Source organism: Rhodopirellula islandica, from assembly GCF_001027925.1.
GTDB lineage: Bacteria > Planctomycetota > Planctomycetia > Pirellulales > Pirellulaceae > Rhodopirellula > Rhodopirellula islandica.
In genome coordinates, this window is the sequence record NZ_LECT01000006.1 from 44080 (window position 1) to 67727 (window position 23648).

Genomic DNA, 23648 nt, shown 5'->3' on the forward strand with positions numbered 1-23648 from the left:
GGCTCAATCCCCAGCCGTTTTGCGAGCGACCCGAGTCACCCAATTCGTCAGATCACGAAAATAGGGCCGCGGGTCGGGTTCGAACTCAAACGTGTGGGCGGCCTGGTCGTAACACGTGCATTCTTTGTCGCTCGCCGCCATCTGACTGTACATTTCACGTGTTTTCGCGTTGTCGACGATCCGGTCCTGTCCCGCCAGCACCAACCAGGTCGGCGTGCGAATTGTCGGGACGACTTCCCGAGCGTGCTGGGTCAGCTTTCGGTCTTCCAACGCGAATCGGACGCTGACTTTCCGGAGCGTCAGCGAATCCTTTTGGATGAACGATTGCCAGCGAGCGACTCCGGTGAACAACGCGGGATCCTTCAGCGGAATCGGAACCCGCAACCCGCCAAGGCCCAACCGCGAAAGTCCGCCGAGCAATCGATACTTGGCCGGCGAAGGGAACTGCGCCGCGTAGATTCCAGGACAAACGAGTGCCAACCCATCAATCAGCTCAGGATGCTCAGCCGCCAGCACCGATGCCAGTTTGCCGCCCCAACTGATCCCGCCCAGGATCAACGGCACATCACGCGGTTGAGTTTTCAGAAAGCAAACCACGTCGTCGATCCAATGCCGCCAGTCATCGACATCACCGCGACGGTATGGGTTGCCTCCCGAGCCGCGACGGTCCAGGAAGTGGACTTCAAATCCATTTTGAGCCAGAGCATCGCAACTGGCCAAATACCATCCCGAGTGGCTGACGATACCGTGCAAAAACACCACGCGACCGCGCGGACGAGTCACACGCCATCGCCGCGACATCAATCGCAGCCGACCGGCACCGTCGAACATCTCGATCTCGCACTGTGGCGATTGCTGCATGCCATTCATTGAGCGTCGACCACAAACGTGCGTTCCGCTTTCGCGTTCTGCCGCAACCAATCTTCGCGAATCGTGACTCCCAGGCCTGGTGAATCGAGTGCCGGTGCCCAGCCGCCGTATCGGAACGTGATGTCCTCCTGCGTTGGTAAGGTGGTCAGCAAGTGTCGATCGTACGAACCTTCGAGATAGCGAATGTCGCGAACGGAGCTGGACCAGTGTCGGCCGGCAGCCGAGAGGACACCAGACTCGCCGGGATGACACCCGAGTTGATAACCAAGCCCCGATGCTCGGGCGAGCGCGGCCAATCGAAGGCAACTCAAGAAGCCACCGCACTTGGAAAGCCGAAGGTTGAACAGGTCGCAAGTTCCCAGCTCGATGGCCCGCTTGGCATCCATGCGGCTGGTCAATGATTCGTCCAGCATGATCGGAACGCCAATCGATTCGCGAAGCGACGCAAGGGCATCGACCTCATCGTGAGCCACCGGTTGCTCGATGCAAGTCACACCGAACTCGCGAAGCGGACGCATCTTCTCGATGACTTCCTCGGGACGCCAAGCTTCGTTGGCATCCAACCGCAGGTCCACGTTTCGGCCAATCCAGCGTCGAATGCGAGCGACACGTGACGGGTCGTCTTGCCCGTTCACACCGACTTTGATTTTGCACTGAGCGAACCCATAGGCACGCATTTTAAGAGCGGAGATGCGCTCGCTTTTGGCACCCGAGGATGTGATTGTGGTGGAGTAGCGAACGCGAGGTTGTTTCAGATGGATCTCTGCTGCTTCGGCAACGTGCGGCACCACCGCGCTGACAGGTTGCCCGAAGTGCTTGCCAAACGCATCGAGCAAACTGAGTTCGACCGCGCATCGCAGCGAATTGGATCCACAGCCACGAGGATCATCGGCTTCGTTGTGAAATTCCAATTCATCGCAGATTGAAATCACATCCGGCCAATTGGATGCCGGTCGCGTCAGTGCTGGTTGCAGATCGGATCGCGACAGTTGTTGCAAGCATCCTTCGGGTGTTTCCCCGGTCACATAGGGACGCGGGACGCCTTCGCCCCAGCCGATTGTGCCGTTGGCCAACTTGCATCGGATCAGCAGATTGATGCTTTCGGTTCGCGTGAACGAAGCGTGTTTGATTTCGCGTTTGAGCGGCAGCGGAACCAGGAACGCGGTGAGTTCAGTGACTTGCATTTTCTGCCGCCCACTTCAGTGCGTCTTGGATTCCTTCGCGAAAATCGATTCGCGGTTGATAGCCGAGCAAGCGTTTGGCTTTCTCGATGCTGAAGTCCAAATTCAGCGTCATGAACTTCATCGTCGCTCCGGTCAGCAAAGGTGGCTCGTCCGCACCGCGAATTCGGCCGTAGGTTTCAAGGACCGGGCGAGCGACTTTGGCGAACCACAGCGGAACACGTTTGGGAGGTGGAAGCTCAAGGAAGTCTGCCACCGCGCCGAGGAATTCCGCTCGCGTGACCAAACGCTCGTCTCGCAAGTTGAAGGTCTCACCCAGCGCCGCGTCGTGGTCGATGCACAGGAACAGTCCGTCGATGAGGTTGTCGATGTTGGTGTTGTTGAGCACTCGCTGGCCGTCGCCGATCATCCGGATCGAACCGTTTCTGAATCGCTGCATCAGCCTTGGCAAAATCCGTCGATCGCCTTCGCCATAAGTGAATCCGGGCCGAGCGATCACGGTTGGCATGCCGTCCTTTTGGTGGGCAGCATTCACGAGTCCTTCCGCGAGTGCTTTGGTGTGGGTGTAGCCATCGAAACCGCGAAGGTCGACGGGCGTGGTCTCATCGGTTCCGAAGTGGTGCTTGGCTTGGTAGACACCGAGTGCACTGAGGTGAACGAGCCGACGCAATCGATCCGAGCCTGAGGCAAAACGCAGCAGGTCCTCGACTGCATCCAAGTTGATCGCTCGGTAGGTCGACACCGGCCCCCAATCGCCCACATGAGCCGCGGTGTGAACGATCACGTCGCTCTTGCGAATCGCGTTCTGGTACGCAGCATTGGGATCGGTCAAATCCGAATCCACCCACTCCACATCGCAGCCATCCAGGACCGAACGATCCGATCCCGATCGCACAACCGCCCGCACGTGGTGCCCCGCAGCCGCCGCACGTCTCACCACCGGGGCACCGATCATGCCGGTCGCTCCGGTCACTAGAATGCTTTCGGGATGGGGCATGGTTGCAAAAGGATGGTTGTTTGCGGAAGCGATGGTGGGGAAATCTTCGGAACTGGGTGGTTTTACCCGCGTCCAAGATCAAAGAGAACGCAAGCCTAATCATGGCGCACGTCGTGGGAACCCACCTTGCTCCATCGAAACCTTGGTCTCAATCGAAAACGGATGCTCAGACTGCCGAGAGCTTTTGAGGGCATTTCGCGCCAAACAAGATTCTTCCTACTCTCTGAACGGTCGTGTTGGACAACTTGGATGTTCACACCAAGGGGGCATTCTGCGAATGCCTTCATTTTAAGCAGTCGAGCGAGGGAATGAAGCAGCTGGGTAAGCAATGAATTGGTGACGAGAGCGAGGCCTGGTGAAATACGAGGGATCAATTTTTGAATCGCATCTCTGCAAAACGCTCTCAAAAAGTGGGTTACGGGCGCTGACGAAGGCTACCACGCCAAGAAATCGTTCTAACGGAATGCAAATTGCGAGTCGAGTGAACTCCATTGCTCGGTACTCATCCGCCACAGTGACGCCAGTTGCAACCACCGATCTGCTATTTGACTCGATGGGGCGGCTTACCTCACTTGATCACGAAGATGGAGCAACCACGATGAAGGAAACTTAACTGTCATGACACGAGTCAGTTCGGATCCCGATGACGACAAAACGGTGACTTACACCTGGGACCATCGCAATCGTTTGATTTCCGTCACCAACAAAGACAACTCGGGCACCGTGACTCAGGTTGTCGAGCACACATACGACGTGTTTGACCGGCGAGTGAGCATGAGTGTGGATCTCGACGGAGCGGGGCCGCTTCCAGAGCAGACCACTCGCTACGTCTACAATGGAACCGATGTGCTTGCAACCAGCGATGAATCAGGTTCAGTAACCCAGCGAATGCTTCACGGACCTGCTGTCGACCAAATCCTAGCTATCGAAGATGTTGCGAGCGGTGGTGTGCTCTGGGCACTGGTCGATCATCTTGGAAGTGTTCGTGACGTGATCGATTCAGATGGGACTGTCGAGAACCATCTTGTCTACGACGCCTACGGAAACGTAGTCAGCGAAACTGACACCGACGTCGATTTCCTTTACGGCTTCACCGGCAGGGAACGAGACGAAGCCAGCGGTTTAAACTACCATCGCGCTCGCTATTTCGATACCAGCAATGGTCGTTGGATGAGCCAGGATCCGATTCGGTTCAAGGCAGGAGACTACAATTTATATCGTTACGTTGGTAATGAGGCGACTCGTTTCAACGATCCGTCAGGCTTAATACAAGCATCTGACGACGAAATGATTGGGGGACAAGGCCCCACTCCGCAGGAACAGTCAATTAGCGTCCTTGAAGAAGTAGTCGTTCCTGATCCGAAATTTTTCTGGGATCCGGGTTTTAAATGGAAGCTCCCCAAGCAAAACATCCCAGGAGCGAATGGGGAGCAGCCGCCCCTGGGCCCCGTGGGCGGTGTTGAAGAGCTTGAAGATTGGGGCAAGGACATCCTGAAAGAGAATCTCGTCGAACCAATGAAAAACGCGGCAAAAGAGCGTGCAGATAAAGTAGTCGAGAGCATAAAAGGTATCTTTGTGAAGCCGAAGAGAAATGAGAACGAGCAACTCGGTCCCGTGCGGCCGAAGGCGAGACCAAGGTTTTCGTTCCCGAAGCTATTTGAGTGGGACCTCAAGATTCGACCAAAAATTCACCGAGGTGACGGCATGAGCATTCAGGGCGGCGTTGAATTAGTACCCTTGTTACCACAGGAGCGAAGACGATGAGTGTCTCATTGCAGTTCCGGCGTGCACTCAATGCTGCCTTTGGAGTTCGTCGAGTGCTCTCTGGTTTTTTCATGGGAATCTATCGGCTAGCGGGCTCAAGAGTTCTCATCTGCCGTTTCCTTTCTGGGCTCATGTTATTTCTTTTCAGCATCCCGTGCGAAGCAGATTACGTTGAAGGGTTTCAATCTCAACTTATCCACAATGCACTGCCTGGAATCCAGGTTGACAGCGAGCAAGACTCCCTTTTGTTCATTCTTGATTCGGGGGCAACTGTCAATGTTATTTCATCCGACATGCTAGCCACACTGGTTTCAAGCGGGCGTGCGAATAGGCAGGGAGATCAATTCGCCTTGGATATCCCCGGGTTCGAAGGTTTGAAGTTCATTGCGATGGATCTTCAATCGATTCAATTGGGAGAACCAACGGTCCATGGTGTTGTGGGAATGGACTTCCTGATCGCCAAGAAACTAGTTTTGTCAAATTCCTTTGAATCCAAATTGTCAGTGGAGGATGCTACCGTCTTAACTGAAATTCCAATGCAGGTTGGGGAAGAGGGAAGGTTCTATTTCGACAACTGCGTAGTGGGAGGTGAGACGGGGCGATTCTTGGTCGATACTGGAAGCGATGGCTCGATAACGCTCCCTAAAGATCGTTTTTTAGCTCTCTTGCAAGAGCGACTGATAAGTGACGCAGAGGAAACAGAGCTTGTCCGGTTTGACCATGAAACCCAAAGGTTATCGTCCACGGTGGTGCAAGATGGATTGCTAAAGACCTTTCAACTCCGAAACCTCCTGATCAGGCGGGTCGGTGTGACTGCGGCTTCCCCTCAAAGTGTTGGGGCAGGATTCCTTCGTGACCTGAATGTTGAACTGGATTTTCAAAATCGGAAATGCACAGTGTTTAAACAGATAGAAGAGGCGGATCAAAGGGGACGGGGGTAAATTGACCAAGGTGCTGCACCGGAGCATCGGTCCGTCGCCCTGACGTCGACCTCTGAGTCCAGCAGCGACAGGACGCTGCCGCATGATTCGGTCGGGTGCAACGATGCTGCCCAGCGAAGGTGAATGGAAGGTGGACGGCGCGCTCCACGCCTTGATTGCCGTTGAAGGGCAAGAGCTTGAAATGCGGATCATGCGGGCGGATCAAAGGGGACGGGGGTAAATTGACCAAGGTGCTGCACCGGAGCATCGGTCCGTCGCCCTGACGTCGACTTCTGAGTCCAGCAGCGACAGGACGCTGCCGCATGATTCGGTCGGGTGCAACGATGCTGCCCAGCGAAGGTGAATGGATGGTGGACGGCGCGCTCCACGCCTTGATTGCCGTTGAAGGGCAAGAGCTTGAAATGCGGATCATAAAGGCCAGGATACATAAACGTTAGATTGCTTCAGAAGATCCGAAGCGGCAAACATCTGTTTTTACAAAGCAAGGGAATTTCGATGGTGTCGAAAGCGAGACAGACACAAGATTCGCCTGCATTTGCAATCCTTGCAGGCATCGCAATTGTTCTTTTCTGCACACGACTTCCGGCTGCAGAACCTCCTCAATCAGAGCGAAGCCTGTCACAACTAATTGACAGCAAACGCTACACACCGTTGGAGAGAGATTTCTTTCAACTTGTCATGAGCAACACAGGGCCTGATTCGGAAAAGCTTAAGGAAAACACTCTTGGAAGGTTCCAGGCCATGCGCATGGTATCGGCGTTTCCGGGGCGAACCAATGACGAAGTTATCTTTGTTTTCAGCGAGCTAGCCTACCCCGATGCAGCAGATTATGCCATTCAGACAATTGCAGCTTTTGTTACAGAGGAAGGGATTGTGCATTGGCAACTTATCTGCCCATCATCAGCCAGCATTGTCAGCATTGTCAGCATTGTCAGCATTGTCAGCATTCGCGGCTCCGCGAAGAGCGTGCACATCGAAGCTATTGCTAACTGGATTGTAAGGAAGAACGTGTTTGAGTATCGAATCGAAAAGAACGGCCTCTCTCTTGTCGGATCTCAAGTGCTGGCGGTTGAAGATGAGGACTCACCTTTGTTGCGTCGGCAAACGTATCTTGAGAGCAACGCCAAACCTGGACCTGCGAAATAGGCGGATCAAAGGGGACGGGGGTAAATTGCCCAAGGTGCTGCACCGGAGCAGCGGTCCGTCGCCCTGACGTCGACTTCTGAGTCCAGCAGCGACAGGACGCTGCCGCATGATTCGGTCGGGTGCAACGATGCCTCACAACGAAGGTGAATGGATGGTGGACGGCACCCTCCACGCCTTGCTCGACTGGGATGAAGAAGTCGAGTATCAAGGTGTTCGAGCGTCGCCCAGGGATGTTGCTGCTTGGTTGGCGGATCAGCATCGCCTGGGATGCAGTTCTTGCGGGAGATGTTGAATCGATTTGCGAACACGTTCCGTTGGAGGAAGCCGCCGTGTCGTTCTAGCGTTTTCGAATCGCCGGATGTTTCTCGTTGAAATCGTCTTGCCGCGAGCATGAGCGAGGTCGATGAACCAACGAGCAAGACAACGAGCCCTGCGTGACGATCATAGCTTGGGCACCCTCGCCTGTCCGTCTGAGTGTTCTCGGCCCCTCATCGAATCCACGCCGGCCCCATCCGGGGCGATGTCATTTGGTTCATCAACAGCCTCGGGGCTCCCGCCCCGAGCTATCGACGCGGACTCCTCCGGAGTCATCCACGAATTCGCCCTGGAAGGGGCTGGCTTAGGCGAGGCGGATCAAAGGGGACGGGGGGAAATTGACCAGGGTGCTGGACCGGAGCAGCGGTCCGTCGCCCTGGTGTCGGCTTCTGAGTCCAGCAGCGACAGGACACATCCGCATGATTCGGTCGGGGGAACGATGCCTCACAACGAAGGTGAATGGATGGTGGACGGCACGATCCGCCCCTTGCTCGACTGAAATGAAGAAGTCGAGTATCAAGGTGTTCGAGCGTCGCCCAGGGATGTTGCTGCTTGGTTGGCGGATCAGCATCGCCTGGGATGCAGTTCTTGCGGGAGATGTTGAATCGATTTGCGAACACGTTCCGTTGGAGGAAGCCGCCGTGTCGTTCTAGCGTTTTCGAATCGCCGGATGTTTCTCGTTGAAATCGTCTTGCCGCGAGCATGAGCGAGGTCGATGAACCAACGAGCAAGACAACGAGCCCTGCGTGACGATCATAGCTTGGGCACCCTCGCCTGTCCGTCTGAGTGTTCTCGGCCCCTCATCGAATCCACGCCGGCCCCATCCGGGGCGATTTCATTTGGTTCATCAACAGCCTCGGGGCTTCCGCCCCGAGCTATCGACGCGGACTCCTCCGGAGTCATCCACGAATTCGCCCTGGAAGGGGCTGGCTTGCTTGTCTCGGGTTGGAAACCTCGATAATCACCGCAGCCGCAGGAATTTTCCGGTGGCGGATTTGGGGCAGGCGGCGATGGTTTCTGGCGGGCCTTCGGCGATTAGGTGGCCGCCTTGTGAGCCGCCGCCGGGGCCGAGGTCCAACAGCCAGTCGCAGGCGGCCAGCAGATCGGATTGGTGTTCGATGACCAGCACCGTGTTGCCGGCTTCGACCAAGCGATCGAGCACGACGAGCAGTCGCTGCACATCAGCAAAGTGCAAACCGGTCGTGGGTTCGTCGAGCACGTAAAACGTTTTGCCGGTTGCCGGTCGCGCGAGCTCGGTGGCCAATTTGATCCGTTGGGCTTCGCCACCGCTGAGCGTGGTGCTGGATTGCCCCAGCGTCACATAGCCCAGTCCAACATCGACGAGCGATGCTAGCAAGTGATGGACTTTGGGCACGTTTTCAAAGAACTCTTGGGCCGCGTCGATCGTCATGCCGAGCACGTCGGCGATCGTCGCGCCCTTGAACCGGACTTGCAGTGTTTGGCGGTTGAAACGTTTGCCGCCGCAGCGTGAACACTCGATGAGCAAGTCGCTGAGGAAGTTCATCTCGATGCGTTCAAAGCCGTTGCCTTTGCAGACGTCGCAGCGACCGGCCGGACTGTTGAAGCTGAATCGATTCGCGGCGAACCCGAGCGTCTTGGCTTCTCGCGTGCTCGCGTAGACTTGGCGGATGGGATCCATGACACCAGCGTAAGTGGCCGGGCAACTTCGCGTCGTTCGGCCGATTGGGGTTTGGTCGATGGGAACCAGTTTGTCGATGTGCTGAGCACCGGTCAGCCGTTTGTGGGGCCCGGGTTGGTCGGCGACCAATTCCAGCTTGGCAGCCAGAGCTGGGTAGAGCGTGTCAACAATCAATGAGCTTTTGCCGCTGCCGGAAACGCCGCTGACCCCGACCAAGCATCCCAGCGGGATTTTTGCGGTGACGTTTTGCAAGTTGTTCAGCGTCGCACCGCTGAGCGTCAGCTGATGTGATTTGCGAGGCGTGCGTCTTGGCCGGTCCAGTCCAATCTTCGAGCGTCCGGACAGGTAGGCTCCCGTTGGGCTGGATTCGTCGTCGGCGACTTCTGCCGCCGTGCCTTGGCTGACCAACCGGCCGCCGTGGCGTCCTGCGCCGGGCCCAATGTCGATGACATGGTCCGCGGCTTGGATGGTGTCCTCGTCGTGTTCGACAATCACGATGGTGTTGCCGGCGGTCTGCAATTCCTTGATCGCGGCGAGCAACCGGTGGTGGTCGGCGGGATGCAGTCCAATCGAAGGTTCGTCCAGGACGTAACAGACGCCGACCAGGCCGCTGCCGATGCTGGTGGCCAGACGGACGCGCTGCATTTCGCCGCCACTGAGCGTTTCTGCTGAACGGTCCAGCGTCAGGTAATCGACACCGACACGCCGCAAAAAATCGATACGACGAACGACTTCGGATTGGATCGGAGCGGCGACTTTTTGTTGCAATGCATCGAGTGGTTTGGCAACGTTTTCCATCCACGACTGGGCGTCCGGCAACGGCATCCGGCACAGGGCATCAATGGAGACATCGTGAATCGTGACGGCGAGCGATTCCGCTTTCAATCGCCCACCTTCGCAAGTCGAACAGGTCACCATGTGCGATTTGTCACCGCGGACGGCAACTTTGCCGAGACCTTGGCAAGTCGGGCAGGCACCGTAGGGACTGTTGAAGCTGAATGTTCGCGGTTCCAGTTCTTCAAAACTTTCGCCACACTCCAAACAAGTCATCGAAGTGCTGAACAGTTTGGTTTCCGGTTCGCCGTCCCCGCGATCGATCAATGCCGAACACATGCCGCCCGCAAGCCGCAGTGCCAACCGAGTCGACTCATCCAAACGAGCGTCCACTCCGTCTTTGATGATCAGCCGGTCGACGATGGCTTCGATCGTGTGGTTTTTACGAACCGCCAACGGCGGCACATCCTCGAGCAGATACATCTCGCCATCGACGCGAGCACGCACCAATCCGTGCCCGGCGATTTGTTCCAGCACGTCCGCGTGAGCCCCTTTGCGGCCGCGAACCATGGGGCTCATCAAAGTCAGCTTGGTGCGATCGGGCAGAGCCGCCAAGGTCGCGACGATGCGATCGGGTGTTTGGGTGCTGATCGTGCTGCCGCAGGCGACGCAGTGAGGCACGCCAACGCGCGCGTACAGCAGACGCAGGTAGTCGTAGATCTCGGTGATCGTGGCGACGGTGCTGCGAGCCGAGTGCGAACCGCTCTTTTGATCGATCGACAGGGTCGGTGCCAACCCGTCGATCCAGTCCACGTCGGGACGTGGGATGGCGTCGAGGTATTGCCGGGCGTAAGTCGACAAGCTGTCGATGTATTGCCGCTGGCCTTCGGCAAACAGGGTGTCAAACGCGAGCGAGCTCTTGCCGCTGCCGGAGACTCCCGAGATGACCGTGATCGCGTCGCGAGGGATGTCGACGTCGAGGTTGCGAAGGTTATGAACCCGGGCACCTCGAATGCGAATCAAGTTGTCCGTGGACGGCGAAATCATGCCCGCGACATCTCGATCAAAGTCATCACCATGGTCAGTCCATTGAGCACGAAGTGGACAATGATCGGCGGAATCAGCGAACCGGTTTGCCGATACAGATAGCCCAGCCCGAGGGACAAAAAGAACAGTGGAATTGGCGCGAGGCCTTGTCCCCAGTGCAGCAATGCGAACACCAAGCTGGCGGCGAAGACGGGCCAGATCGCGGTGGGCGTCCAGTCGTTGGAGTCCACCTTCAGTGAAACGGCGCTGGAGGCCAGGGATGCCGTTTCATCGGTGGATTCCTCCGCATCCGTGACGCCAAACGCAAATTCGTCTCCGGGCGTTTCGATTGAAGCGACAGCCGGATCCAGGGATTTTCGAACGATCGCGAGTCGCCAATCGGCCAAGCGTTGCAGCCCACCTTGCAGCAAGCCACGGATCCAGAACTCCTCGACCACGGGTGTCACCAGAGCGGTAGTGATGAACAACAGAGCAAAGACGCCATAGTTCGGGCCGGTGTCCGCTTCGTCCGGTTGAAGAGCGTCCAAGACCGGGTGCGAATAATCCTGCATGATTGAGACCAAGGTCATGATCAACATCGTCGGCGGCAGGATCATCAACGCGGATCGAAAACCGAGACTGATGTCGCCACGTTGTGGAATCAGGCCAATTCGCGAAATTGCTTCGCGGTGGTTCAAGCACAACATCGCCAGCGTGATCAAGGTCGCCGACAACATCCCCAGCGAACTCAATGTCAGTTGCGGGACGGAGAGTCCCGGAGTGGGGGCCGCCTCGGTTTCTTCGACGGGAACTGTTTCTGTTGCCGCCACTTCGTTGACTTGATCCGTCGTCGGTTCCGACGGATCCGTTGCGACCAAGGGTTCCGAAGACGAATCCAGCAGGACAGCGGTGTCAGTGGCGGTTGGTCGTTCGATCCAGCCGGCAAACTGAAACGCACCTTGCAGCAAGGAGGTGCTGAAGATCAACGCCCCGATGAAAACCACGAAGTAGATCACCGACCAAAACGGGAGGTGCCTGGCACGGACCGGGACAAAGGCTTTTTCACCAAATGGTCGATGCCCGCGATAAAGCATCCGAATCCAACGCGACAGCGAGGTCGCGAAAGCCAACAGAATCAGAATCGACAAGATTGACAGTGCAATCTCGGTCGGGCCAAGCTCGACCACTTCCGCCGCGTCGACTGCGACCTCGCTCAAGGAAGGTGATTCGGCCGAGTCCGTTGGCACGGTCACTTCGCCTTGCGCCAGGAATGAAAACGCCCACCATGACGCCGATGCCAATCCGAAACTCATTGGGTTGGGAGTTCGTTGGAAACGGAGCGAAGGTCAGCGTCATCACCTGACGACGCCGGGTTCGTGCTCGACGGGCCTTGGTTGGCGTCGGGGTTGTTTTCGGAGGGCATGGCTTGCGAAGAATCGGAGGTGGCGGGGGTGACCGTGGGATCGGCAGGGACTTCGAGGCCCGCTTCGGACTGCATCACACGGGCTGCGATCAGGGTGTAGTCCACACCGGAGTAAACCGTCAGTCCAATGGCTCCCCAGAGTAAAACCCACGTCGTCCAGCCCAGCCACATCGGCAACGGGGTGACGATGTACGTTAGCAGCACGGCAACAACGGCGGCACATTGCAGCACCATTTTCCATTTGCCGAGCCAGCTGGCTGAAAAATCGCCTCCAGCACCTTCGATGATGCCTCGCAAACTGGTGACCAGTAGTTCGCGAGCAATCACGATCGTGGCCATCCAGGACGCGACTGGGCTGTGGGGGACTTCGACCAACGCAATGAAGGAACCGCAGATGATGATCTTGTCGACGAACGGATCAAAAATCCTTCCGAGCTTGGTGACTTGCCCGTATTTGCGAGCCCAATACCCATCCATCCAGTCGGTCGACGCCGCGATCAGAAAGACGATCATGGCCGCCATGTACTTGCCCGATGGGATCAACGCCATCACCGCGATCGCCAACACAAAGCGTGCTGTCGTCAGAGCATTGGGGACGTTGTAGATCGAGGGACCAGCCATGAGGCGACCAAAATCAGGGGAAACAAACGAGCAGTTGTGGGGAGGGAACGGTCAGGACGAGAAGTGTCAGATACCTTTTGCCAGGACGGCCCTGCGGGTGCTGTGCACAACAGGAAGCTCGCACCTCTCTCTGATTGTTAAGTCGCTGCGGCCACCAAGTCGTAGCCTTGCGACGCAACGATTTCGCAGGGGCGAATTTGACCGACTTCCACGGGCGAATCCGGGGCGACTTGCGAAACGTAAATCAGCCCATCAACATCGGGTGCCTCGCTCCGTGTGCGGCCAATGAAGACACCTTCCTGTTCGGGCATCTCGGCATCGATCAAAACCTCTTCGATTCCACCGACGCGAGAATCATTCCAATCAAACGCGATCTGTTGTTGGAGTTCCATCAAGTCATCACGACGTCGCGCGGCCACGGCGGGATCCACTCGATTGGGCAATCTTGCGGCCGGTGTGTCTTCTTCGATGCTGTAAGTGAACACGCCCAGGTTTTCAAATCGAGATTCCTTGACGAAATCCATCAGCTCGACGAAGTCTTCTTCGGTTTCACCGGGGAATCCCGTGATCATCGTGGTTCGCATCACCAACGAATCAATTCGCGAGCGAAGTTTTTGAACGATGTCGGTCTGCAGTGCACGCGTGGTTTTGCGGGCCATGCGTTTCAGCATCTTGTCGCTGGCATGCTGAAGTGGCATGTCGATGTACGGCACAATTCGCTTGGCCGATGCCAACGTGTCGATCAACGCGTCGTCGATGTACATCGGGTAAAAGTACATCAGCCGAATCCAATCGACCGATTCGATTTTGTCGAGTTCTTGCAGCAGCTGGTTCAGGCGAGGTTCGCCGTAGCGGTCCATGCCGTAGTAGGTGGTGTCTTGCGCCACGACCACAATCTCTCGAACGCCGCTGTCACCCAATCGTTTGGCTTCGTCGATGATCTGTTCAATTGGTTTGCTGAAGTGTTTGCCACGCATCTTGGGGATCGCGCAGAACGTGCACAGCCGATCGCAGCCTTCGCTGATCTTCAGGTAGGCAAAGTGACGCGGGGTGACGGCCGATCGCATCGCATCGCTGAGCGGATTGACCGCGGCGGGTTTGAAGATCGTGCGTTGTTCTTGCAGTCCCGAATAGAGTTCGTCAACGACCGAAACGATGTCGTTGCGACCGAACACGCCGACCAACGCGTCGATGTCGGGACGAGCCTCCAGCAGTTTGTCTTGTTGCCGTTCCGCCAAGCAGCCCGTGACGACGACGTTGCGAAGTTTGCCATCCCGTTTGAGCGCCAGCATCTCATCGATGGCGGCCATGGATTCGTCACGCGCCGAGTCGATGAACCCGCAGGTGTTGACCACAACGAAGTCGGCACCGTCGACCGAATCGACCATCCGGTACCCGTCGGCGTCGAGACGACCGAGCATTTGTTCGGTGTCGACGAGGTTCTTGGGGCAGCCCAATGAAACGACCGCGTACCGCCCCCGCGGTTTTCCCGTTTCAGGATCGATCAGCGGGTCTGTCCCCGGTGAAGCGACCGTCACGTTGTTCTGCGGGAGGATGGGAAGTTGCATCAAACGAATTCAGAAACGAGGGATGAGTGGCAAAATGCCCGGGAAATCAGCATCGAGGATAGTTCGTGCCTGTTCACGGCAAGCACTTCATTAGAACACAAACCACCGTTTTCGCAATTTGCAAACGCGTCCAATCGCTGACGGCGGTGCCCGGCCGAATGAAGGCGAGTGGCGTCCTCCCTCCAGAGCCCGTGGCGTGCCGATGCGCTCGCGAAATTCAGTGGGCCGACGAAAACCGTCGCACTCGCAAAAAACGGCTCCCTTGCGTGAATTAGTCGGCAAATTCACAATCGTCAGCCCGATTGATTTTTTCCACCTTCGCAAGTGCATTTGCCGTGACCGCTACGCCTTCCAAAGCCGACGACCTTGATTTGACCGACCCGCACGCGGCTCGTCGGCACAAACTGGAAGAAATCACCGCCAAAGGCATCGATCCCTGGGGGCAGCGTTTTGACGACCGTTTGTTGGTCAGCGAGTGCCGCGATCGCATTCCAACGATCCTGTGGCAGCCCAAGGAAGGCGAAGCGATCGCCCTGCCCGACGTCGAAAGCGATGACGTCGATTACCGCCAATGGAAAGCCGACAATGGCCCCGGAGAGGAAATTGGGCCGATTGTTCGTGTTGCCGGGCGGATCCAACTGTCGCGGCCGACGGGCAAGTTGATCTTCATGAACATCCGCGACTGGACGGGCGACATCCAGATCTTTGTCGGCAAGAAACAGGTCGGTGATGAAAACTTCGAATTGGCCAAGCTGTTTGACCTGGGCGATTTGATCGGTGTCCAAGGTCGACTGGGCCGCACCAACACGGGCGAGCTGACCGTGTTCGCGGAAGAAATGTTTCTGCTGACTAAAATGTTGGAAGTCCCGCCGGAAAAGCACGCCGGGATGACCAATCAAGACCTCCGTCAACGCATGCGTTATGCCGACTTGGCGTTCAACGATGGCGTGATGCAAACGTTCCTGGATCGAACCAAAATCATCAAGAGCATTCGCTCGACGCTGGATGATCAAGGGTTCTGCGAAGTCGAAGGACCCACGCTGCACACCGTTCCCGGTGGTGCCGCTGCTCGTCCGTTCGAAACGCATCACAACGCTTTGGACATGAAGTTGACCATGCGGATCGCATTGGAGTTGCACCTCAAGCGATTGATGGTCGGTGGGATGGAACGCGTTTACGAACTGGGGCGCGTCTATCGCAACGAAGGATTGTCGCCACGGCACAACCCAGAGTTCACGATGCTGGAAACCTACCAGGCGTACGGCAACTACGAATCCATGATGGATCTGACGGAGAAGATCATCTGCGACGCGATCGAAAAGATCGGCGGTGGATTCAAGCGTGAATACAACGGCACGATGTTGGACTTCACGCCGCCGTTCCAGCGTGCGACTTATGCGGAGTTGTTCCAAAAAGCCACCGGCATCGATCCCGCCGACGAAGACGCGGTCAAGGAATACGCCAAGAGTCTGAAGCTGACCATCGATGGCAAGCATCCCGACGTGATCCGCAATGAGATCTTCGAAGAGAAGGTCGAAGATTCGCTGCAAGGTCCGATCTTCGTGACCGATTACCCCGCCAGCATCTGCCCGTTGACGAAACGCAAAAAAGACAACCCCGAAATCGCCGAGCGATTCGAGATGTTCATTTGTGGGATGGAATTGGCCAACGCTTACACCGAGCTGAACGATCCCGATCTGCAAGAAGAGTTGTTCAAGACTCAGCTTGAAGGTCAGGACGACGAAGACTCGATGGCCAAGATGGACCACGACTTCGTCCGCGCGTTGCGTTATGGCATGCCGCCCGCTGGTGGGCTGGGGATCGGCATCGATCGCTTGGTGATGGTTCTGACGAACCAGAAATCCATCCGGGACGTGATCCTGTTCCCCGTGCTTCGTCCCGAGTGACTCGCTGATTGACCCACTGATTGAAAACGGGGCGACCGCTTCTCACTGAATCAAAACAGTGTGTAAATGAACGGTGCCGCCCCGCTGCTGGCCATGATGCTGAGCAATCCCACCAGCAGCAGTGATCCGATCAGTGGGATCAGCCACCACTTCTTGTTTTCACGCAGGAACATCGCGAATTCTCGTAGCAGGCCAATGTCCTGCTGTTCCGATTCACGCTCGAAATCGTTGGGAGGTGTGGGCTCGGAGGGGGTCTTTGGATCGGGCATGTGGAAGCTAGAACTGCTTGAAGTACTGGTCGGGCGTGGGCGTTGATTGGCGGTCATTCCAGTTGCTGGAGCGGCCTTCTTGTTGGAGGTTCAATGGGTCGTGGCCCGTCGTTCTCAACATCAGAGCGATGGGCGTCAGGACGAAAAAGTAGATCGTTCCGAGCAGCAGATGGCCAACACAAAAAGCAATTGGATAGGTCGCGTGTTGCCAGCCCCGAATGATTGGTTGCTGGGATGTTGGCCAAGCATAGTAAACAGTGACGACGACGAGTCCCGTCACCAGCAAGGCGGAATTGAGCCAGTGTCCAAAGTCGCTGATTAAAAACGAAGCGATGATCAGGAGCAGGCCCAGCGATAGCCCGAACCAGCGACGCATGGACGGCGATGGGGGCGCCTGGAGATCGATTAGCGGCATGGTGTTGGGATCAATCGGGAGCCAGGTTGGAAAGGTAAGTTTGACTGGAGGCGAACGCACTCTCAGGCTGTTCCTCGCGGAGCATCAGGTGATTGCCCACCACCAAGGCGTCCATTTGGGTCGCCATGAAGCACCGGTAGGCGTCCGCCGCCGTTCGCACGATAGGTTCCCCTCGCACGTTGAAGCTGGTGTTGATCAGTGCTGGGCAGCCGGTTTGCTCATGGAATTCCTTGAGCAAGGAATGAAATCGAGTTTGACGATTTTTGCTGACGGTCTGAACTCGAGCCGAATGATCCAGGTGGGTGATGGCGGGCAAGTCACTTCTGACTTGGCGCACGCGTTGGATGCCTTCGACGGGAGTGGTCGGTTCTTTTCGGAGAGACGGCAAGACGTCAAACGTGAACAGCATGTAGGGGCTGGATGCACCCTGTTTGATCTCGAAGCAGTCGCTAGCACATTCTTCCAAAACAGAAGGAGCGAATGGTCGGAATGACTCTCGGTATTTGATCTTGAGGTTCATCGTCGACTGCATCTCTGTGTTGCGAGGGTCGCCCAAGATGCTGCGGTTTCCAAGCGATCGCGGGCCGAACTCCATGCGTCCCTGGACCCAGCCGACCACCTTGCCGTCTGCCAGCAACCCTGCGACACGTTGGTCGAGTTCGGACGCGTGGTTGAATGTCTGAACAACGGCACCTGACCGAATCAACGAAGCAACTTCGCTGGATTCGTCGATGGGTGGCCCCAGCAAGGAACCATGCTGGGCGTCCTGAGGATTGGCTGTTCGCGAGTTCCCCAATAGTTGGTGCCAGATCAGCCAGGCGACACCCAGAGCGCCGCCGGCGTCCCCGGACGCCGGTTGAACCCAGACGTTTTCGAACGGTCCTTCCCGCAGCAGTCGTCCGTTGGAAACGCAGTTGAGAGCAACGCCGCCGGCCAGGCAAAGTGAATCACTCCCGGTTTGACGATGGACATGGGATGCGAGTTTTAGGATCACTTCTTCCGTGACAACTTGGATGCTTGCTGCGATGTCCATGTCGACTTGTCGGACCAGGGACTCTGGGGCTCGGCGTGAGACGCCCAGCAGACGTTCCAGTTTTTTATCGGTCATCCGAAGCGTATGAGCGAACGAGAAGTAATTCATGTTCAGTTCATAGCTTCCGTCGTCGTTGACGCGAATCAATTCTTTGCGAATGACGTCCGCAAACGTCGGTTCGCCATAGGGGGCGAGCCCCATCAATTTGTATTCGCCTGAATTGACTCGGAAGCCACAGAAGTAGGTGAACGCCGAATACAGCAAGCCCAGCGAATGGGGGAATCGAATGTCTTGTTTCAGCTCGATCTTTTCTCGGGTTCCGATTCCCCAGCTGGTGGTCGTCCATTCGCCGACACCGTCCACCGTGAGGATTGCTGCTTCGTCAAATGGGCTGGGGTAAAAAGCACTCGCCGCGTGCGATTCGTGGTGTTCGCAAAACACAATCCGGCGTTTGGTTTTGCCGCCAAGATGCTTTCGAATCTCGCGAGGAAGGTGCAGTTTGAGATGCAGCCAGGGTGGCATCGCTCGGGCGAACGACGCGTAGCCGCGTGGAGCATACGCCAAGTAGGTTTCCAGCAACCTTTCAAATTTCAGCAATGGCTTTTCGTAGAACCCGACATAGTCGATGTCGGAGACGCTGGCCCCGATTGACTCCAGGCAGCCTGCCAGTGCCTCGCTGGGAAATGCCGCGTCATGCTTCTTCCTTGTGAAGCGTTCCTCGCTTGCAGCAGCGACCACCGCCCCATCGTTGATCAGTGCGACGGCGGAATCGTGGTAGTAAGCAGAGACGCCAAGGATGAGTGTCATGGCAGCCGTCTAGCCAGGTCGTTTGCCCGTGAGTTGACCACTTGTTGGTGTCCCTTGTGGGGCAGATGAGTCATGTTTCCTGGCTGCGAAGCAGCGACACCAAAATAAAAGGGCAACACACATGCACCGTGTGGGCGTCCGCTCCAGTTGCACGTCGGAACCGTGCCCCACGCCAGGCGGCAAAAATGCCGCCCTGACTGCTTCGCACAAACCGTTTTTGTGCAGGCCTGCTTCAAGACAAGCTCGCCTTGCGAATGGATCAGCCGTTGTGTTGTTCCAGGCGGCGAGCGATCTCGTCTTTGACAGCGTTGGCGTCCGCGGGCAGGTGAACTGCTGGGTTGGCATGTTTGCTGTCGATGCCTTCGAGCGTTGACTCGTGATAGCCGACTTTGAAGTCGGTGAACTTCAACCCGTGAGCGGTGCTGATCACAACGGTCTTGTCTTTCGAGGAGATCTCACCTCGATCGATCAATTTTTTCAGCACAGCCAAGGCGACACCGGTGTGCGGGCACGTGAACATCCCGGTCAAGTCGGCGGACGCCGACGCTTCGGCGAGTTCGTTTTCAGTGGCTTGCTCGACAATGCCATTGGTTTCTTGGACGGCTTTGACCGCTTTGGCGTAGCTGACCGGATCGCCGATTCGAATCGCGTTGGCCAGCGTGTCTTGAGCGGTGACGCTGACTTTTTCCGCGAAGCCGTTTTTGTAAGCGGTGTAGAACGGGTTGGCGCGTTCGGCTTGGGCGGCGACCAAGCGTGGCATGCGGTTGATCAACCCCAGGTCCAGCATCAGCTTGAAACCCTTGTAGAGGGCACTGATGTTTCCGAGGTTGCCAACCGGGATGATGATCCAGTCCGGAACTTCCCATTCAAATTGGCGAACCAATTCGATGCCGACCGTTTTTTGGCCTTCGATGCGAAGGCTGTTCATCGAGTTGGCGAGGTAGATCGAATTGTCCTGCGTGACCTCTTGGACAATCTTCATGCAGCCGTCGAAGTCGGTGTCGAGTGCCAGCACGTGGGCGCCATTGGCGACGGGTTGGATCAGCTGCGCGGTGCTGACTTTTCCAGCGGGCAAGAAGATCACCGCGGGGATGCCCGCGTAGGCGGCGTAAGCGGCCAATGCCGCGCTCGTGTCACCGGTGCTGGCGCAGGCCACGGCTTTGACGCTGCTGCCTTGGGCCATCATTTGTTTGACGACGCTGACCAACACGGTCATGCCCAGGTCTTTGAAGCTGCCTGTGTGACTGTTGCCGCAGAGTTTGATCCAAAGATCGGGGACACCGAGTTGAGCTCCGAGTCGCTCGGCCCAAAACAGGTTTGTGTTTCCCTCGAACATGCTGACGATGTTCTCGTTTGCCAACGACGGAACAACCCACTCTCGCATGCCCCAGACGCCGCTGCCGAATGGCCATTTCGAAGTGCTGGCACGAGAATCGAAGAGTTGTTGCCACTGGTAGGCATTTTTTTGTTTCAGCGGTTCCCGCTCGTGATAGACCTCCAGCAGACTGCCGCAAGTGGGGCAGGTGTAGATCACATCAAAGATCGAGTGCTTTGCGCTGCAGCCTGAAATGCAACGAAAGTAGGTGGTTTGGTGGTCCACGTCCGATTTGGACTCAACGGCAAGAGACATGAGGGGATCCTGGTGCGATGGGAAACGGGGCCGACATTATGATCGCAGCCCACTCACAGGCAAAGGGCGAACCAAAAGAGGCGTGAACTTCGTTTGTCGGCCAAATTTGGGTCGCTTCGCCACCATTCCATCCCGACGATCGTTTGCTCCTGCTGCTCGTCTCAGCGGAACCCGTAGGTCGGCACGCCGTAGTAGCGTGGCACGGCATAGTAGGTTCCCGTTCCGAACTGCACCCCGCCTCCAGGGCCAACTTGCAATCCAGTTCCGCTGACCGTTCCAGGCACGAAACCGTACCCATAGCTGCGGTATCCGTACCCATATCCACCGTACCCGTACCCGCCGTAACCATACCCACCGCGGTAGCCAGATCGACGAGGGGTGTTGTAGTAATAATTTGTCACTGACCCGCGATTGGAGTTGGTGCCGCTGATGCTGGGACGGCGGGCGGTGTAGTTGTTTTGAGGCAAACCGCCCCGCTGGCCGATGATGGCGCTGCCGCCACGATCGAATCCGTTGCTTTGGATTCCATACCGGTAACCTTGGGCGGACGCATCGGAGGCAAAGAAAAACGCTCCCAGACCGGCGACAGCCAGCGCCACCAAGCCTGTCGAAGCCCAAGCGGGCAGGTGACGTTTCGTGGAACTCAGTGTTTTGAGAGGCGTGTTCATGTGGCACCTGAAGGGTTTGTTGGGAGGAGAGGTCGGGAAGTGTTTGCGGCGGGATCCATTGAATTTTATGCGTTCGCAAACTCGAAGTCCTGGGATCAAAATGTCTGATTGCGCCACCTTCTCCGCCAAACCTTTGGCTCAAAGGGCTTCATTTCGCGCGGGTTTCATTCCAGTTTCGGGCCTGCGTTGTGCCTCAGCGTCGTCCCATGGAAGCCGAACGACTTTGCTAAACTAGGGCGTTTCTTCTTCTGGTTCTCTTGCTTGAATGGTCGTTATGGCTCGCTGTTGGTTGGGATGTCTCGGTTTGGTTCTGCTACTTGGATGCAGCAAATCTGGTTCCAGTTCCTCGGAACAATCGCAATCCGGCCCTGAAACGGTGGGACAGGCTTCGGTGGATGCCTCCGGTTTTCCGCGTCAGTGCGGCAACTACACGGTGCTGGGGATTCTGACCGACAATCAGGACAATTCGAAAGCCAAAGAGAATGCCGAAACGACGTTGTTGCGGCATCCGAATGTCGGGTGCTTGGTTGGGCTCTGGAGCCAAAACACGCCGATGATTTTGGCGGGGCTTCGGAGCAGCGACGCGGTCGGAAAAGTTTCGGTGGTCGGTTTCGATGAGCACCCGGACACTTTGGCTGGTATCCGCGATCAGTCCGTCTTTGGCACGGTGGTGCAGCAACCCTATGCGTTTGGGTATCGCAGTGTGCAGTGGCTGACGACGCTGGTGAAAGGCGGGCAAGTCGATGTGCCTGAGTCAGGGATGATCATCATTCCTCACCGGTCGATCACCCTCGACAATGTCAATGAGTTCGCGGCGGACGTGGACGCGATGAAATCCGGTGAAGGCCCGATTTTGTCCGGTGAGGAGAAGATCGATGGGGCGGGGGTTCGTGTCGCCTACATCACCAATTCATTGGACCCGTTTTGGACGCTGGCCGATGCGGGCTGCAAACGAGCGGCGGAGCAGTTTGGTTGTGAGGTCGATGTGCAGATGCCTTCTTCCGGTTCCATCGAAGAGCAAAAGCGATTCTTGGAATCCAACGTGGCCGCGAACGTGGATGGGATCGCAATCAGCCCGATCGATCCCGAGAACCAAGTGGCGATGATCAACGAGGCGTGCCAAGCCACGACGGTGATTTGCCAAGACAGCGATGCGCCAGCCTCACGCCGGAAATTCTACCTGGGCACCAGCAACTACTTGGCTGGACGGGCGGCCGGCAAATTGATTCAAGAGGCCATTCCCGAGGGTGGCGAAGTGATGCTGTTCGTTGGCAAGATGGAAGTCCTCAACGCTCAAGAACGCAGCCAGGGCATCATGGACGAACTCGCGGGGAAACCAATTCCAGCGATCTTGCAAGGCAATTGAGTCGGTGAAGATCGCCGCATGAAAGTGAGGCGATGAGCCGGTGCGACCCGTAAAATCGGAATCAATGGTGAGGGCTTCGGAGGTTCAGTCGCGTTTCCATGGCCCCGCCAGGAGGATTGCGGCGGGGGGGCCGAAAGGTGACGTAGGTTTGCGTGTCGAGCGAGGGTGTGCCTGGTTCGATGCGACGTGCAAACCTTTTTGCGAGTTTGATCATGAGTGCCATTCCACCCGCCGTGCAGCAGGTCCTGCAAGCCCGCCAAGACGCGACCCAGACGCAGATTGATGTGGCGCTGCTGGGACAGAATCTGGACGTGCAGCGGCAGACCGGCGACGCGATTGTGCAGATGATTTCCGAAGTCGTTGACGTGCAAAAGCAACTCGCCAGCGGTCACATCGACGTCCGCGTCTAACGCGTCGATGATCGGATCCATTCCTGCAATGGATCGGAAGTGGGTCGAGCGTCGACCCAGCCGAACGGGAACCCTGTCTCGGCCACTCGTTTTTTCTCAGCGACCTTCGCGAAGCCGATAGCCCAGGAAATTGTCCAGCTCGGCTTCTTTCTCGATGGCTTGGACGGTTCGTTCGATGTCGTATTCGACTCGGCGAAACATCACCAAATCCGGTTCCACAATCGCGTAGCAACTGCGAGGGTCGCCATCACGTGGTTGGCCCACACTGCCGACGTTGATCATCAGTTTCGAATTGGGATCGGCCAGTGAGTACCCCGTGCCGGTGTCCGCCGGGCGGACGAAGCGTTGTTCCATCGTGAACACACCCGGAACATGCGTGTGGCCTTGGAAGCAAACTCGCGGGACCAGCGAAAATAGCTTTTCCATCTTCTTGGTGTTCTGGGCGTCTTCCGGGAAGACGTATTCGTTGGTTGGTCCACGTGGCGAACCATGGACAAACAACCAGTGATCTTCGCGTACGGTTCGCGGCAACGCACACAGGTATTCGATCCGTTTGCGGCTGGCGCCTGGATCGTCACCGGTTGCTTCGAGTTGGCTGCGGGTCCAGAAAATCGCTTGCTCGGCCGCGACGTTGAATCCTTCGGGGTCGAACAGAGAACTGCTGTCGTGGTTCCCGAGGACACAGAAATCGAACCCCATCACGATGTCCAGGCACGCACAGGGTTCGGGGCCGTAGCCGACCACGTCGCCCAAACAGACGATGCGATCGACCTTTTGAGCCTCGACATCGGCCAGAACGGCTTCGAGCGCGGAGAGGTTTCCGTGAATGTCGCTAAGAATGGCTGTGCGTGTCACCC

Annotated in this window: 21 protein-coding genes; 8 read left to right on the forward strand and 13 right to left on the reverse strand. The window is 56.9% G+C overall.

Going from position 1 to position 23648, the window contains the following annotated elements; translation table 11 throughout:
- Positions 1-3 precede the first annotated feature (3 nt).
- From RISK_RS01550 to RISK_RS01560, 3 genes are read right to left on the reverse strand one after another with little or no spacing between them, the layout of a single operon-like run.
- Positions 4-861 carry an alpha/beta hydrolase gene (locus RISK_RS01550; RefSeq protein ID WP_236695940.1) on the reverse strand — a complete coding sequence of 286 codons (858 nt, stop codon included), beginning with the start codon at positions 859-861 and terminating at the stop codon, positions 4-6.
- A 5-nt stretch (positions 862-866) separates the two neighbouring features.
- Entirely contained in the window at positions 867-2054 is a 1188-nt protein-coding gene (locus tag RISK_RS01555; RefSeq protein WP_047812497.1) for a dipeptide epimerase, read from the reverse strand.
- Positions 2041-3048: an NAD-dependent epimerase/dehydratase family protein gene (locus RISK_RS01560; protein ID WP_083434719.1), complete on the reverse strand. Its 1008-nt coding sequence runs from the start codon at positions 3046-3048 to the stop codon at positions 2041-2043. The genes RISK_RS01555 and RISK_RS01560 overlap by 14 nt, the downstream gene beginning before the upstream one ends.
- 618 nt (positions 3049-3666) lie before the next feature.
- Between RISK_RS01560 and RISK_RS01570 the strand changes: the two genes are divergently transcribed.
- The 5 genes from RISK_RS01570 to RISK_RS32065 all read left to right on the forward strand — a co-directional run bounded on the left by RISK_RS01570 (position 3667) and on the right by RISK_RS32065 (position 7867).
- Positions 3667-4812 carry an RHS repeat domain-containing protein gene (locus RISK_RS01570; RefSeq protein WP_083434720.1) on the forward strand — a complete coding sequence of 382 codons (1146 nt, stop codon included), beginning with the start codon at positions 3667-3669 and terminating at the stop codon, positions 4810-4812.
- A complete protein-coding gene (locus RISK_RS01575) occupies positions 4809-5753 on the forward strand; it encodes a hypothetical protein (RefSeq protein ID WP_150122463.1) in 945 nt (314 codons plus the stop codon). The genes RISK_RS01570 and RISK_RS01575 overlap by 4 nt, the downstream gene beginning before the upstream one ends.
- A 438-nt stretch (positions 5754-6191) precedes the next feature.
- On the forward strand, positions 6192-6899 hold the full coding sequence (locus tag RISK_RS01580; RefSeq protein ID WP_150122464.1) for a hypothetical protein: 708 nt from the start codon (positions 6192-6194) through the stop codon (positions 6897-6899).
- A 188-nt stretch (positions 6900-7087) separates the two neighbouring features.
- Positions 7088-7240, forward strand: a complete 153-nt coding sequence (locus RISK_RS32060; RefSeq protein ID WP_160311387.1) for a hypothetical protein — start codon at positions 7088-7090, stop codon at positions 7238-7240.
- Between the two features lie 474 nt (positions 7241-7714).
- Positions 7715-7867 (forward strand): hypothetical protein, encoded by a 153-nt coding sequence (locus RISK_RS32065; protein WP_160311387.1) that lies wholly within the window; start codon positions 7715-7717, stop codon positions 7865-7867.
- 308 nt (positions 7868-8175) lie between these two features.
- Here RISK_RS32065 and uvrA read toward each other — a convergent pair whose 3' ends face one another.
- The 4 genes from uvrA to rimO form a co-directional block, all read right to left on the reverse strand.
- Positions 8176-10695, reverse strand: coding sequence for an excinuclease ABC subunit UvrA (gene uvrA / locus RISK_RS01590; RefSeq protein WP_047812503.1), 2520 nt, complete (start codon positions 10693-10695; stop codon positions 8176-8178).
- Positions 10692-11987, reverse strand: coding sequence for a CPBP family intramembrane glutamic endopeptidase (locus RISK_RS01595; protein ID WP_083434721.1), 1296 nt, complete (start codon positions 11985-11987; stop codon positions 10692-10694). The genes uvrA and RISK_RS01595 overlap by 4 nt, the downstream gene beginning before the upstream one ends.
- Entirely contained in the window at positions 11984-12718 is a 735-nt protein-coding gene (gene pgsA / locus RISK_RS01600) for a CDP-diacylglycerol--glycerol-3-phosphate 3-phosphatidyltransferase (RefSeq protein ID WP_047812504.1), read from the reverse strand. The genes RISK_RS01595 and pgsA overlap by 4 nt, the downstream gene beginning before the upstream one ends.
- Before the next feature lie 137 nt (positions 12719-12855).
- Positions 12856-14286: a 30S ribosomal protein S12 methylthiotransferase RimO gene (rimO, locus tag RISK_RS01605; RefSeq protein ID WP_083434722.1), complete on the reverse strand. Its 1431-nt coding sequence runs from the start codon at positions 14284-14286 to the stop codon at positions 12856-12858.
- 335 nt (positions 14287-14621) lie between these two features.
- On the opposite strand from rimO, the gene lysS reads away from it, so the two are divergent.
- Complete coding sequence (gene lysS / locus RISK_RS01610; protein ID WP_236695941.1) at positions 14622-16193, forward strand: lysine--tRNA ligase; 1572 nt, start codon at positions 14622-14624, stop codon at positions 16191-16193.
- A 50-nt stretch (positions 16194-16243) separates the two neighbouring features.
- Here the strand turns inward: lysS and RISK_RS01615 are convergent, their stop codons facing one another.
- The 5 genes from RISK_RS01615 to RISK_RS01635 all read right to left on the reverse strand — a co-directional run bounded on the left by RISK_RS01615 (position 16244) and on the right by RISK_RS01635 (position 21015).
- Complete coding sequence (locus RISK_RS01615; RefSeq protein ID WP_047812506.1) at positions 16244-16462, reverse strand: DUF5989 family protein; 219 nt, start codon at positions 16460-16462, stop codon at positions 16244-16246.
- Positions 16463-16469: 7 nt separating this feature from the next.
- Complete coding sequence (locus RISK_RS01620; RefSeq protein ID WP_236695942.1) at positions 16470-16877, reverse strand: SxtJ family membrane protein; 408 nt, start codon at positions 16875-16877, stop codon at positions 16470-16472.
- A 10-nt stretch (positions 16878-16887) separates the two neighbouring features.
- Positions 16888-18717 carry a carbamoyltransferase family protein gene (locus RISK_RS01625; RefSeq protein ID WP_047812508.1) on the reverse strand — a complete coding sequence of 610 codons (1830 nt, stop codon included), beginning with the start codon at positions 18715-18717 and terminating at the stop codon, positions 16888-16890.
- Positions 18718-18976: 259 nt separating this feature from the next.
- Positions 18977-20347 (reverse strand): threonine synthase, encoded by a 1371-nt coding sequence (gene thrC / locus RISK_RS01630; protein WP_047812509.1) that lies wholly within the window; start codon positions 20345-20347, stop codon positions 18977-18979.
- Between the two features lie 161 nt (positions 20348-20508).
- Entirely contained in the window at positions 20509-21015 is a 507-nt protein-coding gene (locus RISK_RS01635) for a hypothetical protein (RefSeq protein WP_047812510.1), read from the reverse strand.
- A gap of 274 nt (positions 21016-21289) precedes the next feature.
- Here RISK_RS01635 and RISK_RS01640 point away from each other — a divergent pair, with 274 nt between their 5' ends.
- Entirely contained in the window at positions 21290-22381 is a 1092-nt protein-coding gene (locus RISK_RS01640; RefSeq protein WP_047812511.1) for a substrate-binding domain-containing protein, read from the forward strand.
- Between the two features lie 212 nt (positions 22382-22593).
- Complete coding sequence (locus RISK_RS01645; RefSeq protein ID WP_231845896.1) at positions 22594-22791, forward strand: hypothetical protein; 198 nt, start codon at positions 22594-22596, stop codon at positions 22789-22791.
- Between the two features lie 96 nt (positions 22792-22887).
- Here the strand turns inward: RISK_RS01645 and RISK_RS01650 are convergent, their stop codons facing one another.
- Positions 22888-23646, reverse strand: coding sequence for a metallophosphoesterase family protein (locus tag RISK_RS01650; protein WP_047812513.1), 759 nt, complete (start codon positions 23644-23646; stop codon positions 22888-22890).
- Positions 23647-23648 lie beyond the last annotated feature (2 nt).